Origin of the sequence: Conexibacter sp. CPCC 205762 (genome assembly GCF_030646155.1) — a bacterium.
Lineage (GTDB): Bacteria > Actinomycetota > Thermoleophilia > Solirubrobacterales > Solirubrobacteraceae > Conexibacter.
Window position 1 is genome coordinate 35,870 of record NZ_JAUTDN010000013.1, and the last position, 14,964, is coordinate 50,833.

Sequence of the window (14,964 nt, forward strand, 5' to 3'; positions counted from 1 at the left end):
GTGGGGGAGAGGGCCTTGAGCCTATCGTCCGCCGATAGCCACGCGATGACGCGTGTAGAGCGACCCGTTGCGCTCCAGCGCCCACACCAGCTCCAGCGGCAGCGGAGGCTGCAGCGGGTCGCCGCTGGTCATCGGGAACTCGGGGCCGCCGCCGGCCAGCAGCGGCGCGGTCGTCAGGAACAGCTCGTCGACGAGCCCGCCGTGCAGCAGCGAGCTGAGCAGCAGCGGCCCGCCCTCGCACAGCACGGAGCGGACGCCGTGCTCGGCGCGCAGGTGGCGCAGCGCGGCGGCGCCCAGCGGCCCGTCGTGCTCCTCGTCGACGCGGTGGACCTGCACGCGCGCCGGCACCGCGGGCGGCGCCAGCGCCTGCGGCGTGTAGACGATCACGTGCGCCTCGGGGTCCTGGAACAGCGGGATCTCCAGCGGCAGTCTGCCGCTGCGCGTGATCGTCACCAGCGGCGGCGCGGGGTCGAGCCCGAGCCGCGTGCGCACCTCGCGCAGATCGGCGGCGCGCAGCGGGCGGCCGTACTGCTCGTGCGCGATCGTGCCGGTGCCGACGAGCAGCGCGTCGGCCTGCGTGCGCAGGTGGCGGAAGACGGCGTGGTCGCCGTCGTCGCCGATCCCGCCCGAGCGGCCGTCGATCGCGATCCGCCCGTCGAGCGTGGCGGCGAAGTTGGAGATCACGTAGGGGCGCTCGGCGGGCGCGCGGGCGGCGAGGTCGAGCGCGTGCAGCAGGTCGGTCAGCTCGACGGGGCCGGGATCGGGGAGGAGGCGGTTGAACTGCATCTGCGCGGACCGTACCCCGTCGGCGCCAGTTCGGCCCGTTCCGCTCGCCAGATCGTCGTACAACCGCTGACCGGGTTGGTAGCGTCCGCCGCTATGACCTCGAATCCCCAGCCTGACCGTCCCGACCGCAACCTCGCGCTGGAGCTGGCGCGCGTCACGGAGGCGGCTGCGCTGGCCGCGGCGCGGCTCGTCGGGCGCGGCGACAAGGAGGCCGCCGACCAGGCCGCGGTCGACGCGATGCGGTTCGTGCTCGACTCGGTCCCGATGAACGGCACCGTCGTGATCGGCGAGGGCGAGAAGGACGAGGCCCCGATGCTCTACAACGGCGAGCAGATCGGCGACGGCTCGCCGCCCGAGGTCGACATCGCCGTCGACCCGCTGGAGGGGACGCGCCTGTGCGCGCTCGGGATGCCGTCGGCGATCGCCGTGATCGCGCTCGCCGAGCGCGGCACGATGTTCAACCCCGGGCCGATCGTCTACATGGAGAAGATGGCCGGCAACGACGAGGTCGCCGACCTGCTCGACCTCGACCGCCCGCTCGCCGAGACGCTCAAGCTGGTCGCCGATCGCAAGGGCAAGACCGTCAGCGACGTCACGGTCGTGATGCTCGACCGCCCGCGCCACGAGAGAGCGATGGCGGAGGTGCGCGAGGCCGGCGGCAGAGTCCGCCTGATCACCGACGGCGACGTCTCGGCGGCGCTGCTCGCCGTCAGCGACCGCTCGCCGGTCGACCTCCTGTACGGGATCGGCGGCACGCCCGAGGGCGTCATCACCGCCGCCGCGCTGAAGTGCATGAGCGGCGCGATCGTCGGCCGCCTGTGGGCGCGCGACGACAGCGAGCGGGACGCGGCCGTCAACGCCGGCTACGACCTCTCCAGAGTCCTCACGACGAACGACCTCTGCTGGGGCGACGACGTCTTCTTCTCCGCCACCGGCGTGACCGACGGCGACGTGCTGCAGGGCGTCCGCTATATCGGCAGAGGCGCGACGACCGAGTCGCTCGTGATGCGCTCGCGCTCGGGCACCGTCCGCCGCGTGCTGGCGACGCACGACCGCGCGAAGCTGCGCACGCTCACCGGCGAGCGCTACGGCTGATTCGAGCCGCCGCTCGCCGGGGCCGGGTCGGGGACGTCCTCGACCCGCTCCGGCGCGAAGCGGCCGACCTTCGACTCGGCCAGATCGAGCCGCGCGAGCGAGCGCAGGAAGCCGTGCGTGACGAGCACGTGGATCGCCGACTGCGTCCAGCGGTAGACGCGGCGGCTGACCGAGGTAGCGATCCAGGGATAGAAGTTCGCCACCTCGACCTCGACGTGCAGCAGCCCGCTGCCGGGCTCTGACGACGGGCATCTGCGCACGTCGATCTGCAGGTAGCCGTCGCCGTGGCGGCCCGCGCGCGCGACCAGCAGGCCGTCCTCGATCCGCCAGCGGACGATCCCGCGCTCGCCGTCCATCTCGTACTCGGGCGCGCCGAAGCGCAGCAGCCGCAGCGGCGCGCGCACGAGCACGACCGTCCGCTGCGTCTCGCTGTAGTCGATCCGGATCAGCCCGAGCGTGACGCGTGTCAGGAAGCGCCAGTAGGTCGCCGCCAGCCGCTCCAGCTGAGCGGGGCTCCAGAGCTTCTCCAGCTCGTCCTCCGACAGCGTCAGGTCGGCCGCCTGCGTCGAGCGGACCGCGCCGCGGTCGTCGAGCGTCGTGTTGTCCGCGGCGCTGACGATCTTGGAGCGCGCCGGCCAGCTGCGGGCGCGCCGGGCGCGCCTGCGGACGGCGACCGCGGCGGCGGCGAGGAGGGCGAAGAGAGCGGCGATCACGGCAGGCACTGTCTGATGATTGTGCCCGTCACGGCCGTCGAGCATCGTCAGATCCGCTCGATCTCGCAGCTGTCGCCGGCTTGCGGGGTCGCGCCGGCGGGGACGAACAGGAGCGCGTCGGCGGCCGCCAGCGAGCCGGTGATGTGCGAGCCCTGGGCGCCGGTCGGGGTCGCGGCGACGGTGCCGTCGGCGTCGTCGAGGCGGACGCGCAGCGCCTGCTCGCGCTCGCGCCGCGGCGGCGCCTCGGTCAGCCGCGCGCGGCCGCGCGGCGGCAGCGGCTGCGCGTGACCCTGTCGCGCGAGCAGCGCCGGCCGCGCGAACAGCAGGAAGGTGACGTAGCTGGAGACGGGGTTGCCGGGCAGGCCGAGCACGAGCTGCTCGCCGCGCGTGCCGAACCAGGTCGGCTTGCCGGGCTGCAGCGCGACTCTCCAGAAGCGCTCCTCGACGCCGAGCGCGGTCAGGGCCGGCTTGACGTGGTCGTGCGGGCCGACCGAGACGCCGCCGGAGGCGATCACGACGTCGGCCTGCTGCAGCGCGGCGGCGAAGGCGCGCTCGGTCGCCTGGAGGGAGTCCGCGACCCGCTCGACGGCGACGACCTCGGCGCCGGCCGCCGCGGCGAGCGCCTGCAGCATCGGGGCGTTGGAGTTGTGGATCTCGCCGGGGCCGAGTGGGGCGCCCGGCTCGCGCAGCTCGTCGCCGGTGCAGAGGACGGCGACGCGCGGCCGGCGCGCGACCGTGACCGTGCCGGCGCCCGCGCCGACGGCGACCGCCAGCGCCCCGGGGGTGAGGCGCGTGCCGGCGCGCAGGACGGTCGCGCCCGCCTGCAGGTCCTCGCCGGCGCCGCGCAGGTGCTGCCCCGGGCGGACGTCGGCCGTGATCTCGACCCGGTCCTCGCGCGCCGCCGTCTGCTCGACCGGCACGACCGCGGCGGTGCCCTCCGGCAGCGGCGCCCCGGTCGAGATGTGGATCGCCTCGCCGGGGCCGATCGCGACCGCCGCCGGCGTCCCCGCGCGCGACTCGCCGACGACCCGCAGCAGCGCTCTGGACGCATCGGGTCCGACGGCGAACCCGTCCATGGCCGAATTTCCGAATGGCGGGACATCCGCGGCCGCGATCACGTCGCTCGCGAGCACCCGATCGACCGCATCCCCAATGGGGACGGGCTCGGATGGCATCTGGACGCTCGCCTGCAGGATCGCGGCGCGTGCGTCGGAGATCGAGATCAGGGCTCTGGACACGGGTTCATTGTGTCCATCGGCGCTCGCCTTCGTCGGGTACGGCTGGTATAGACCCTCGGATGACGGATTCGAGGACGCCCCGTCCTCACCGCCCCGAACCGGTCGGCTGGGGGGTGGTGGAACCACTCGTCGGGGGCGCTCAGACGATCGCCAAAGGATGGCTGCTGCTGCTGCTCGAGCGGGCCCCGCTCGACGCTGTCGGCACGATCCCGGCTGCCGCTTTGGCGGCCGACGGCCCGGCGCTGTGCGCGGCGGTCATCCGCGGTCTCGGATCCGACGCCGAGCTGACCCGGCTGCGTCCCGACGGGGACCTCGCGCCGCTCGTCGGCCGCCTCGGCCCGCTCTGCGGCGCCCACGACGCCGCCGCGACCGTCGCCGCCGTCGAGGCGCTGCGGGCCTGCATCTGGGCGGCCGCGCTCGACTCCGCGCCCGCGCACGGGCGCGAGCCGCAGCTGGTCGGCCAGCTGGCCGACCGCCTCGCCGCCGTCACCGCCGTCGTGACCGCGAGCGCGCTGCCGGCCGTCGCCGCCGCGCCACCGCAGCCGGCCCCCGGCTTCCCGATGAGGCCGCCGGTCGCGCCGCCTGCGCCCGCTTCCGCGCCGCCGCACGCCACCACGCCGCCGCCGGCCGCTGCGCCTCCTCACGCCGCCGCGCCGCCTGCCGCCGCCCCGCCGGAGCCGCACCCGCACGCCGCGCCGCCGTACTCGCCCGAGCCGCCGCGGACGCACGACGGCGTCCCGCATGCGCCCGCGCGCGAGGACTCGCTCGCCGCCACCGCGCAGGCGGCGTGGGACGGCGCGCGGCCGGCCTACGACGGCGAGCCCGCCCATGCCGGCTCGGTGACGGCGTTGCCGGACCGTGACGCCGGTGCCGACCCGCGCCACGGCCCGGCCGCGGGGATGGACGACTCCGACCTCTGGATCGCGACGCTCGAACGGCACATCGACCGCTGCCAGCGCGAGGGCGGCGGGCTGGCGCTGCTGCGGGTCGAGCTGGTCGACGGCGACCGCGTCGCCGCAAGCGCGCCGGATGGCCAGGCGCACGTCCCCTACGGCCGCCTCGCGCAGGCGATCCGCCGCGCGATCCGCCGGCAGGACCTCGTCGCCTCAGACCATCAGGGCCGCGCCTGGGTGATCGCCCCCGGCGTCGGCCGCGCCGGCGCGATCGCGCTCGCCGAGCGGATCGGCGCGGGCGTCGAGAACGGCGAGAGCTGGCGCGGCGCGCCGCTGGCGGCGACGATCGGCTTCGCCGTCTACGGCGAGGACGGCCGCGACGCGGCGACGCTGATCGACCGCGCCGAGGAGGCGATGCTGGCGGCGACCGCGGCCGGCGCCCGCATCGGCGAGGCCGCGCCGCATCCCGAGGACCTCGGCGGCGACCCCGATCGCCCCGGTCCGCGGCTGGTGCGCTGAAGCGTCAGGCGCGGCGTGTCAGCCGACGGCGGGCGCCTGGAACGGCGTCTTCAGCTTCGGCACGGTGGTCACCGTGAGCGCGCCGACGGTGATGAGGCCGTCCTTGCCGCCGATCGCGTCGTGGGTCGCCTTCGTCAGGTCCCACGAGCGGCCGTCGATGAACGGGCCGCGGTCGATCACCGGCACGACGAGCTTCTTGCCGCCGTAGTAGATCTCGACCTGCGTCCCGCACGGGAGCGTCTTGTGCGCGACGCCGATCGTCCACTGCGTCAGTCTGACGCCGCAGGCGGTCTTCGAGCCGCCGTTGGTCGCCGGCGAGTACCAGCTGGCGACGCCGGGGCGGTAGACGGTCACCTGCACCTGCGGACCGGTCGCGGTCGAGCGCGAGGCGGCGCTGGAGCTGGTGGCGGGCACGGCGCGGACCGACTGCAGCCCGAGCGCGCGCGGCTTCCAGGCGGCGCGGAAGCTGCCGTCGTCCTCGACCTCGCCGCTGCCGACGGCGCTCCAGACGCCTCTTCTGTCGAGCGCCTCGATCGAGACGCTGTCCAGACGCGTGGGCGCGAGGCCGCTGACGACGGCGCGGCGCTTCAGCAGCGCGGCGCCCTTGGAGGTGATCGTGATCCCGCCCGAGCTGGAGGTCGCGACCGGCGTGCCGATCGCGAGCGCGGCACCGGTGGAGGTGCCGTCGGGGTTGACGTCGGGCGAGGCGCCGCCGACGGATGCACCGTGGGCGGCTGCGGGGATGGCGGCTGCGGCGAGGCACGCGGCAGCGGCGATGGCGACAGGGCGGCGAAGGCTCATAGATGGGGGTGCCTGTGCCTACGAGGTGAGCTGTCGGGCTCGCGAGGCGCCTCGTGGCGCGCCGCTACGGTCCGAACTGCGACCGATTCGCCCCAGCGAGCCGAAGCTCGCAAGTGGGTCCCCCGCCGGCAGCGCGCTGGACGCGATGCCGTTCGGCGTGTGGCGGCGGTGAGTATACGAAACAACGCGCGCGGAACGCGAGCGCGACGAGAGGATTCTCAGCTCGGGCGACGCACCGGGAACGGGTGCCCTCAAGCCGGATCGGCGCTCGCCGATGAAGTTGGTAGGAACGAGGCCGCAACCTGAAACGTCTGCGGACGTTCTGCGTAGTAGGTACAGGAGTCCGTCGCGCGCACCGAGCCCGATCTGCGGGCAGGCACCCCCGAAACTGGCGCTGACGCGTTGACTCCCTGAACGCGAAGAAGCTAGACTCCAGCTCATGTTTGGATGGCGGTTGTGCGCGCTTAGGCGGGCGCGACCCGTCCGATGATCGCGCCGAGGCTGGATGTCGGGGTGGCGCGCACGCGACGAGAAACGGAATCAGATGTCTGTAGCTGAACTTCAGGAACTCGAAGAGATCAAGGGCCTTGTCAACCGCGGCACGCAGCTCGGTGTCCTGACGTACGCCGAAGTCGCGACCGCGGTCAGCGAGCTGGATCTCGACGAGTCCGACGTCGAGGATCTGCACGGCTTCCTCGAGAGATCGGAGATCGAGCTCGTCGAGGAGATCGATCCCGCGACCGCCGCCGGCAACGAGGTCGAGCGCGCGCCCGACAGACGTCGCGGCCGCCGTGCGAGAACGGCGCTCGACCTGAAGCCGGACATGACGACCGACTCCCTTCAGCTGTTCCTGAAGGACATCGGCAAGGTCCGCCTGCTCACCGCCCAGGAGGAGGTCGACCTCGCCAAGCGGATCGAGCGCGGCGATCTCGACGCGAAGCAGAAGATGGTCGAGTCGAACCTCCGCCTCGTCGTCTCGATCGCGAAGAACTACCGCAACCAGGGGCTGCCGTTCCTCGACCTGATCCAGGAGGGGACGCTCGGCCTCGTCCGCGCCGCGGAGAAGTTCGACTACCGCAAGGGCTTCAAGTTCTCGACCTACGCGACCTGGTGGATCCGCCAGGCGATCGCCCGCGCGCTCGCCGACAAGGCGCGCACGATCCGCATCCCGGTCCACGTCGTCGAGAAGCTGAACAAGATCGGCCGCGCCGAGCGCAAGCTCGTCACCGAGCTGGGCCGCGAGCCCACCGCCGAGGAGATCGCCGAGGTCACGGGGATCGATCCGGAGGAGGTCGACTCGATCAAGCGCTCCGCGCAGGCGCCGGTCTCGCTGGAGAAGCCGGTCGGCGACGAGGAGGAGTCGGAGTTCGGCCAGTTCATCGCCGACGAGCGCGCCGAATCGCCGTACGAGCGCGCTGCCGAGATCCTCACCAAGGAAGCGCTTCGCGAGGCGCTCGAGAACCTCTCCTACCGCGAGCGCCGCGTGCTGGAGCTGCGCTACGGCCTCGGCGGCGAGCACCCGCGCACGCTCGACGAGGTCGGCCGCACGTTCAACGTCACGCGTGAGCGCATCCGTCAGATCGAGAACCAGTCGCTGAAGAAGCTGCAGAGCCTCGCTGAGGCCCAGAAGCTCCGCGACGTCGCCTGAGAAGCCCCTCGACGCGCCTGCCGGCGTCCTCGCTCGCTCAGGGCTGGGCGCCCGCAGCGCTCACTGCGTCCTTGGCAGCCACGACGATCGGCTCCTCAGGATGCGTTCCGTTTCACAGGGCCCCGGTTTCCGAACCGGGGCCCTTCGTCGTTCAGGCGCCGCGCAGGGCGACGATCGCGGCCGAGCTGGGGGCCGGCTCGATGCCGCTGACGAGCCCCTCCGCCCAGGCGACGCCGGGGCGGCCGGCGGTGATGTCGCGCAGGTCGTGGAGCGAGGCGGCGAGCGCGACGCTCGGCGCGATCTGCGCGCCGGCCGCGTTGACGCCGTCGGCGTCGCCGAGCAGGCCGTCGGCGAGCAGCGCGTCGACTCTGTCGAGCGCCGCCGGCAGCTGCTCCAGCGCGGCACGGGCGCCCTCCTCGCTGCCGTTCGCTCTCGCCGCCATCAGCCGCGAGACCGGCAGGCTGAACGTCGCCGACAGCGCCGGCAGCGGCATCCGCGCGTGCTCGCGCATGAACCAGACGCGCGTCTCGTGGTCGTGCGCGATCGCATAGCGGGCGATCGCGCGCGGCAGCCGCTGCATCACCGCCTCGCCCCATCGCTCCGCCTCCTCGACGGCGGCGCGGCGGGCGGGGTCGGCCGGGTAGAGCGACGGCTCAGGCACCAGCCGCTCCAGCTCCTGGACGATCTCCAGCGAGCCCTCGACGCGTCTGCCGTCGAGCTTCGCCGCCGGCACGGTGCCTCTGCGGTAGCCGCGCAGCCACAGCGCCGCGGGGTGGAGGCCTGGTCTCAGCTGGACCAGCTTCGGTTCGACCCCTTTGCGCGCGAAGGCAAGCCGCGCGCTCCAGCCGGGATTCGAGATCGGGAAGGTGTAGAGCGTCGCGTCCATCGCGCGAACCTATCGCGCGCACCGTGCGCAATGGGGCGGTTCCCCCGAACGTCGTCGTGCCATCCCCCGCTCGGCATAGGGGATCTCTCCAGTCTTTCGCCGTTTTCTTGACGAATACGAGCGGCATTGGTTCGCTGGCGTTCCCACCACCGCGAAAGGACCCTGTCGACCGTGGAGACCATGCTCGACCAGTTCGCCGAGACGACCTCGCCGGACTCGTTCACGCTCCAGAACTCGAAGCTGCTGAAGGTGCGTCTCGACGCCGTCACGATCCAGGCGAAGATCGGCTCGATGGTCGCCTACCAGGGCGACGTGAAGTTCGAGCACGCCGGCTCCGGCGGCATGAGCCGGATGCTGAAGAAGGCCGTCAGCGGCGAGGGCGCCGAGCTGATGAAGGTGACCGGCAGCGGCGAGGTCTTCCTCGCCGACATGGCGCAGGAGATCCACCTGATCAAGCTGGAGAACGACCGCATCACGGTCAACGGCCAGCACGTGCTCGCCTTCGACGCCGGCATCGACTGGGACATCGAACGCGTCAAGGACGCCGGCTCGGCGATGGCGGGCGGCATGTCGCAGCTGGCGCTGAAGGGCACCGGCTGGGTCGCGATCGTGACAGACGGGCCGCCCGTCCGGCTCGACGTAGCTGCCGCCCCGACCTTCGCCGACGCGCAGGCCGCGGTCTGCTGGTCCTCTGGTGTCACGACCGCGATCAAGACCGACGTCAACCTCAAGTCGCTGATCGGCAGATCGTCGGGCGAGACGCTCCAGCTCGCCTTCAGCGGCGAGGGCTGGGTGCTGATCCAGCCGTCGGAGGGGACGGTCTCCGGCGGCTCGCTCGCGGGCGCCGCCGGCGGCCTCTCGAAGATGCTGCGCGGCTGAGGCCGTCTGGCGCGCCGGCCGCCCGCGAGCGGCCGGCGCGCTCGCTTCAGTTCGTGAAGTCTTGCGGTATCCTCGTGTGTATGGCGTACGACGAGAACTGCCCGGTCTGCGCGACTGCCGAGATCGTCTGCGGCAAGTGGACGCTGCTGATCATCCGCGACCTGGCCGACGACCGCCAGCGCTTCTGCGAGCTCGAGCGCTCGCTGAGAGGGATCAGCCCGCGCACGTTGTCGCTGCGCCTGCGCGCGCTGGAGGAGGAGGGCATCGTCGCCCGCCAGACCTTCCCCGAGGTGCCGCCGCGGGTCGAGTACGCGCTGACCGAGAAGGGCCGCGCGCTCGTCCCGCTGATCGAGGACATGCGCAGCTACGGCCGCAGATGGCTCGGCGCCACCGGCGACTGCACCCCGGCGCTCGGCAGCGACGACGAGGCGCCCACGCTCGTCGCGCCCGCGCCGCCCGTCGCGGCCTGAGCGCACTCCGCCCGCCGCCCGTCGGCGCGCCGGCTTCTGCAAGCATCCGTGCGGCGTGAAGGGCCGCGCCCACGCGCGGCGAACGCTGCTCCATGCGCAACCGCACGCTCCATCAGCTGCTCAGAGCGTTCACCGAGGACGCGGGCCTGCAGCTCGCGGCTGAGACGGCGCGCGGGGCGGAGATACCGTTCGAGGTCGTCGAGGAGCCCGGTGCTCGCTCCGCCCTCTACTGCTACAAGCCGCTGACGGGCAACTTCATCCGCTCGCGGATGGGGATCCTCGACCGGCTGCCGACCTACCTGCCGGCGGCGCGCGCGATCGCCGCGCTCGACGCGATCGACGCCTATCTGCGCAAGCGCGGCGAGCCGCGGATCCCGCCGGACGAGCGCGAGCGCGCCGACGCCGTGCTGCGCTCGTTCCTCTCCGCCGTCTACGCCGAGTCGAGCGAGTTCGGCTTCCAGCAGGAGCGCTTCAGCGCCGCCTACACCGAGCTGGAGGGGGCGCTCTACGAGGGCCGTCAGGTCGCCTACGTGATCGCGCCGCTGCTCGGGCTGGGGCTGGAGTCCGACGACGTGCCGCTCGGCGAGGGGCTCTCGCTCGTGCGCGGCGAGACGCTCGACGACGCGCCACCGGAGGCTGTCTGGTCGACGCCCGGCGAGGTCGAGCACGGCACCGTGCTGGCGGTCGTGACGCTGGAGAGCGACAAGCTCGCCGGCCCGCCGCTGAGCGCCGCCCGCGCCCGCTTCCGCAGGCTGCTGAGCGCGCTGCGGCTGTTCGACGAGGGCTCCTACGCGCTCGGCCCGGTCGCCTGGGCGCGGCTCGACGGCGGCCCCTGGCAGGTCGCGCCGCTGGGCAGCGGCGGCCGCGCGCTCGGCCGTCAGACGCTGCCGCGCGACCAGGAGGACGAGCTGCGCGCCTTCTGCAGCCTGATCGCGCGGCGCACGCCGCGCGCCGGCGAGGTCGCGTGGGCGCTGAGCCGTTTCGAGCTGGCGCGCGAGCGCGTCGCGCCGCTGGAGGCGCTGACCGACGACCTGCTCGCGCTGCGCGCGCTGCTGGAGCCGGAGGGGCCGGAGAGCGGCCGCCTCGCGCAGCGGCTGGCGGTCATCTGCGCGCTGCCGGCCGAGCGCGCGGCGCTCGCCGAGCGGGTCGCGCGCGCGACCACGCTCGAACGGACCGTGATCGCCGGCCTCGCGCACAACGACGCCGGCGCCGACGCGCTGGCGGCCGAGCTGGCCGGCCACCTGCGCGCGCTGCTGCGCGACGTCCTCTGCGGCCACCTCGACTCCGACGTCCGCTCGCTCGCGGACGAATTGCTGGTCGAGGCCGCCGCGGACGTCGCGGCAGCCTGAATCCGCCGCCGCACCACACCGTTCGGCGTTGCAACGTCTGTGCAACGTCAAGCGCAGACGCGCCATGTCACCGTTCCCGGCCGGGACGCAGGGCTGCGGCGGCCGATCACCGGGGCAGATGAGCGCGTCGCCCGTCAACATGCCCAGATCCGACCGCTACTTCCGCGCGCTGCTCGAATACGCCGGCGACGCCATCGTCGTCTGCGACGCCGGCGGGCGGATCGTGATCGCCAACGAGGAGACCGAGCGGCTGTTCGGCTACGCGCGCGAGGAGCTGATCGGCGAGCCGATCGAGGTGCTGCTGCCGCATGCGGCACGCGAACGGCACGTCGCGCATCGCGACGCGTTCATGGAGACGCATGCGCGCCGCGCGATGGGCAGACATCTCGCGCTCCACGGCCTCCGCAGAGACGGCAGCAGATTCCCGATCGAGGTCTCGCTCGGCCCCCTCGACGAAGGCGGCGAGCGGCTCGTCGCGGCGATCGTGCGCGACGTCTCCGAGCGGCTGCGGATGGAGCAGGAGCTGCGCCGGCTGGCCGACCGCGACGAGCTGACCGGGCTCTACAACCGCCGCCGCTTCACGCTCGACCTCGACCGCCTGATCGCCGCCGAGGAGACCGACGACGCGGCGCTGCTGCTGATCGACCTCGACAACTTCAAGTACGTCAACGACACGCTCGGCCACAACGCCGGCGACGCCGTCATCCGCGCCGCCGCCGAGCGGCTGCGCGGGCTGATCCGCTCCGGCGACGTGCTGGCGCGGCTCGGCGGCGACGAGTTCGTCGTGCTGCTGCCGGGCGCCAGCCTGCGCGGCGCGACGCAGCTCGCCGAGCGGATCGTGAGCGCCTTCGAGCGCGGGCCGGCCGGCGGCGGCGAGCCGGTCACCGCCTCGGTCGGCGTGACGACCTTCGGCGGGCGCGACCGGATCGTGACCGGCGAGCAGCTGCTGGCCGAGGCCGACATCGCGATGTACTCCTCGAAGGAGGCCGGCCGCAACCGCGTCGCGCTCTACGGCCGCGACACCGGCAGCCCGACGCGGATGCAGGACGACCTGTCGCTCGCCAACCGCCTCAACCGCGCGCTGACGGGCGACGGGCTGGAGCTGTTCGCGCAGCCGGTCGTCGCGGTCGGCGAGGACGCGCCGCCGCGCCGCTTCGAGCTGCTGCTGCGGCTGCGCGGCGCCGACGGCGAGCTGCACTCGCCGGCCGTCTTCCTGCCGCTCAGCGAGCGCTTCGGCCTCGCGCGCCGGATCGATCGCTGGGTGATCGCCGAGTCGCTGCGGCTGGCCGCCGTCCACCCGGCCGTCGCGGAGCTGGCGATCAACCTGTCGGCGACCTCGCTCGCCGACGCCGACCTCGCCGACCACATCGCCGCGGGCACGCGCACGGCCGGCGTCGACCCGGGCCGGCTGCTGTTCGAGATCACCGAGACGGCCGCGATAACGAACAGCGCCGCCGCCGAGGAGCTGGCGCGCAGGCTGCGCGCGTTCGGCTGCCGGCTCGCGCTCGACGACTTCGGCACCGGCTTCGGCACCTTCACGACCCTGCGCAGGCTGCCGTTCGACGCGCTCAAGATCGACGGCAGCTTCATACGCGGCCTGTGCGACTCGGAGGCCGACCAGGTGATCGTGCGCTCGCTCGTCGACGTCGCGCACGGGCTCGGCAAGCTCGCGACGGCCGAGTGGGTCGAGGACGAGCGCACGCTGACCGCGCTGCGCGACTACGGCGTCGACTTCGCGCAGGGCTACCACCTCGGCCGCCCGCGGCCGGCGGACGAGGTCTTCGCGGAGCTGAGCTGAGCTAGCCGGACGCCGGCCGCACGCGGAAGAGCGGCACCGCATGGTCGACGCCCTTCAGGCGCCGGTTCGGCAGCAGCGACCACTGCCACTCGCCCTGCGCGACGTCGCGCGTGGCGGCGGCCGCGACGACCGTCCCCGGCCGCGCGATCCCGGTGATGCGGCTGGCGAGGTTGACCGGGCTGCCGTACCAGTCGCCGGCGTGGCCGAGCACCTGCCCGGTCGCCAGCCCGGCGCGCAGGCGCGGGAACTCCTCGCCCTCCGCGTCGGCGGCGGCGACGAGCGCGAGCGCGCTCTCCAGCAGCGCGTCGGGGTCGGCCGAGACGAGCATCGCCGCGTCGCCGATCGTCTTCACCAGCCGCACCCCCGGATGCGTGCCGGTGACGTCGCCGGTCAGCTCGATCAGCCGCCGCGCGACCGCGCCCAGCTCCTCCGCCGGCACGCGCTCGCCGAGCTTCGTGAAGCCGACCAGGTCGGCGAAGGCGATCGACATCCGCACCGCGCCGAGCACGCCGCCGCGGGCCAGCTCGGCGCGGTCGACGACGTCGGTGCGGAGCTGGTCGCGCAGGTGCATGTTGAGGATGTGCTGCATCAGGATGCCGAGCTGCGGCCCCAGCTCGGAGCCGGCGACGGCGTAGCGCTCGCTCAGCTCCTGCTCGCCGATCCCCGGCTCGAGGAAGGTCTCGCGCACGAGCGGCCGCAGCGTCGCGGCGACGCGCGCGAGCCCCTCGCCGAGCACGCGCGCGACCTCCAACATGCCCTCCTCCGGCAGGCCGGCGCGGCGGAACAGCTCCAGCCGCTCGGCCGCCTCGACGTCGCTGGCGGTGAGGACGCGGTCGTCCGGGCCGGGGCGCGGCAGGCCGAGCGCCTGCCGCAGTCTCAGCACCAGCTCCAGCGGCACGCCGGCCAGCGCGGCGACCTCACGCGGCGTGTACTGCTCGGTGCCGAGCGTGCGCTCGACCTGCAGCAGCGCGAGGCGGTCCTCGGCGGCGGCGCGGCGCAGCTCGTCGAGCCCGACGCCGTCTTCCAGCAGCCGTTGCAGCAGCGCGACGCGCTCGGCCCGCGCCGACTCCCCCTCGACTCCTTCCAGCAGCCCCTCCGACTCGAAGTCCATCGGCCGGGAGCCTACCGGCGCGAGTACGCTGCGGGGCGTGGTCGATATCGTCCAGACCCCGCTCGCGCTCGATCTGCTCGCCGTCTTCGTCGGCGCGATATCGGGCGCGCTGCTGGCGGTCGTGCGCGGCTTCGACGTCGCCGGCGTCGTCGCGCTGGCGATCGTGACGGGGATCGGCGGCGGCATGATCCGCGACGTCCTGCTCAACCAGCTGCCGGTGTCGCTCGACAACCCGTGGTACCTGGCGACGGCGCTGGCAGGCGCCGCGATCGTCTTCTTCGCCGCCGGCACGATGCAGCGGATGGGCACGGTGATGCTGATGGCCGACGCGGTCGTGCTCGGCCTCTACGGGATCGTCGGCGCCGAGAAGGCGATCGCGAACGGGCTCGAGCTGCTGCCGGCGATCCTGCTGGGGATGATCACGACGATCGGCGGCGGCACGCTGCGCGACGTGCTGACCGGCCGTCCGCCGGCGATCTTCCAGGACGGCGAGCTGTACGCGGTCGCGGCGCTGGCGGGCGTGATCGCCTTCGTCGCGCTCGACAGACTCGGCGTGGCGCTGACGCTGTCGGTCGTGATCGGCAGCGCCGTCACCTTCCTGCTGCGGATCGGCGCCTGGGTGCGCGGCTGGCGGGCGCCGTCGCCGGTCGCCGTCGACGAGGCGCTGGTGGCGCGCTTCCAGGCCGTCCGTGAGGCGACCACACGGCGCACCGACACGGCCGCCGCTGAGGAGCGGGCGCGGCGCCGTCGCCGCTTCCGCCGCGGCAGCTGAGCGGCG

The 14,964-nt window shown here is 73.7% G+C and carries 14 protein-coding genes and 1 riboswitch; of the genes, 8 read left to right on the forward strand and 6 right to left on the reverse strand.

Features of this window, described 5'->3' with window-relative positions; genetic code table 11:
* Positions 1 to 21: 21 nt before the first annotated feature.
* Positions 22 to 786: a dihydrofolate reductase family protein gene (locus Q7L73_RS12565; RefSeq protein WP_304693925.1), complete on the reverse strand. Its 765-nt coding sequence runs from the start codon at positions 784 to 786 to the stop codon at positions 22 to 24.
* A 93-nt stretch (positions 787 to 879) separates the two neighbouring features.
* On the opposite strand from Q7L73_RS12565, the gene glpX reads away from it, so the two are divergent.
* Positions 880 to 1,881: a class II fructose-bisphosphatase gene (glpX, locus tag Q7L73_RS12570; RefSeq protein ID WP_304693926.1), complete on the forward strand. Its 1,002-nt coding sequence runs from the start codon at positions 880 to 882 to the stop codon at positions 1,879 to 1,881.
* Here glpX and Q7L73_RS12575 read toward each other — a convergent pair.
* Both Q7L73_RS12575 and glp read right to left on the reverse strand, forming a co-directional pair.
* On the reverse strand, positions 1,872 to 2,594 hold the full coding sequence (locus tag Q7L73_RS12575) for a hypothetical protein (RefSeq protein ID WP_304693928.1): 723 nt from the start codon (positions 2,592 to 2,594) through the stop codon (positions 1,872 to 1,874). The genes glpX and Q7L73_RS12575 overlap by 10 nt on opposite strands.
* Before the next feature lie 47 nt (positions 2,595 to 2,641).
* Positions 2,642 to 3,958 carry a gephyrin-like molybdotransferase Glp gene (gene glp, locus Q7L73_RS12580; RefSeq protein ID WP_370552445.1) on the reverse strand — a complete coding sequence of 439 codons (1,317 nt, stop codon included), beginning with the start codon at positions 3,956 to 3,958 and terminating at the stop codon, positions 2,642 to 2,644.
* On the opposite strand from glp, the gene Q7L73_RS12585 reads away from it, so the two are divergent.
* Positions 3,949 to 5,244 (forward strand): diguanylate cyclase domain-containing protein, encoded by a 1,296-nt coding sequence (locus Q7L73_RS12585; protein ID WP_304715567.1) that lies wholly within the window; start codon positions 3,949 to 3,951, stop codon positions 5,242 to 5,244. The genes glp and Q7L73_RS12585 overlap by 10 nt on opposite strands.
* Positions 5,245 to 5,262: 18 nt before the next feature.
* Here Q7L73_RS12585 and Q7L73_RS12590 read toward each other — a convergent pair whose 3' ends face one another.
* Positions 5,263 to 6,045 (reverse strand): septal ring lytic transglycosylase RlpA family protein, encoded by a 783-nt coding sequence (locus Q7L73_RS12590; protein WP_304691336.1) that lies wholly within the window; start codon positions 6,043 to 6,045, stop codon positions 5,263 to 5,265.
* 16 nt (positions 6,046 to 6,061) lie between these two features.
* Positions 6,062 to 6,202, reverse strand: a riboswitch (cyclic di-AMP (ydaO/yuaA leader).
* A 387-nt stretch (positions 6,203 to 6,589) separates the two neighbouring features.
* On the opposite strand from Q7L73_RS12590, the gene Q7L73_RS12595 reads away from it, so the two are divergent.
* Positions 6,590 to 7,693 carry an RNA polymerase sigma factor RpoD/SigA gene (locus Q7L73_RS12595; protein WP_304691337.1) on the forward strand — a complete coding sequence of 368 codons (1,104 nt, stop codon included), beginning with the start codon at positions 6,590 to 6,592 and terminating at the stop codon, positions 7,691 to 7,693.
* Between the two features lie 151 nt (positions 7,694 to 7,844).
* On the opposite strand, the gene Q7L73_RS12600 is transcribed toward Q7L73_RS12595, so the two are convergent.
* The gene (locus Q7L73_RS12600; RefSeq protein ID WP_304691338.1) at positions 7,845 to 8,579 is read right to left on the reverse strand and encodes a glutathione S-transferase family protein; all 735 of its coding nucleotides are present in this window, start codon (positions 8,577 to 8,579) and stop codon (positions 7,845 to 7,847) included.
* A gap of 180 nt (positions 8,580 to 8,759) precedes the next feature.
* Here Q7L73_RS12600 and Q7L73_RS12605 point away from each other — a divergent pair, with 180 nt between their 5' ends.
* The 4 genes from Q7L73_RS12605 (at position 8,760) to Q7L73_RS12620 (ending at position 13,075) form a co-directional block, all read left to right on the forward strand.
* Positions 8,760 to 9,458 carry an AIM24 family protein gene (locus Q7L73_RS12605; RefSeq protein WP_304691427.1) on the forward strand — a complete coding sequence of 233 codons (699 nt, stop codon included), beginning with the start codon at positions 8,760 to 8,762 and terminating at the stop codon, positions 9,456 to 9,458.
* An 80-nt stretch (positions 9,459 to 9,538) separates the two neighbouring features.
* A complete protein-coding gene (locus Q7L73_RS12610) occupies positions 9,539 to 9,928 on the forward strand; it encodes a helix-turn-helix domain-containing protein (RefSeq protein ID WP_304691339.1) in 390 nt (129 codons plus the stop codon).
* 92 nt (positions 9,929 to 10,020) lie between these two features.
* The gene (locus Q7L73_RS12615; RefSeq protein ID WP_304691340.1) at positions 10,021 to 11,277 is read left to right on the forward strand and encodes a hypothetical protein; all 1,257 of its coding nucleotides are present in this window, start codon (positions 10,021 to 10,023) and stop codon (positions 11,275 to 11,277) included.
* Positions 11,278 to 11,395: 118 nt separating this feature from the next.
* The gene (locus Q7L73_RS12620; protein WP_304691341.1) at positions 11,396 to 13,075 is read left to right on the forward strand and encodes a bifunctional diguanylate cyclase/phosphodiesterase; all 1,680 of its coding nucleotides are present in this window, start codon (positions 11,396 to 11,398) and stop codon (positions 13,073 to 13,075) included.
* Position 13,076: 1 nt separating this feature from the next.
* On the opposite strand, the gene Q7L73_RS12625 is transcribed toward Q7L73_RS12620, so the two are convergent.
* A complete protein-coding gene (locus Q7L73_RS12625) occupies positions 13,077 to 14,186 on the reverse strand; it encodes an adenylate/guanylate cyclase domain-containing protein (RefSeq protein WP_304691342.1) in 1,110 nt (369 codons plus the stop codon).
* Positions 14,187 to 14,223: 37 nt separating this feature from the next.
* Between Q7L73_RS12625 and Q7L73_RS12630 the strand changes: the two genes are divergently transcribed.
* Positions 14,224 to 14,958, forward strand: coding sequence for a trimeric intracellular cation channel family protein (locus Q7L73_RS12630; RefSeq protein ID WP_304691343.1), 735 nt, complete (start codon positions 14,224 to 14,226; stop codon positions 14,956 to 14,958).
* Positions 14,959 to 14,964: the final 6 nt, after the last annotated feature.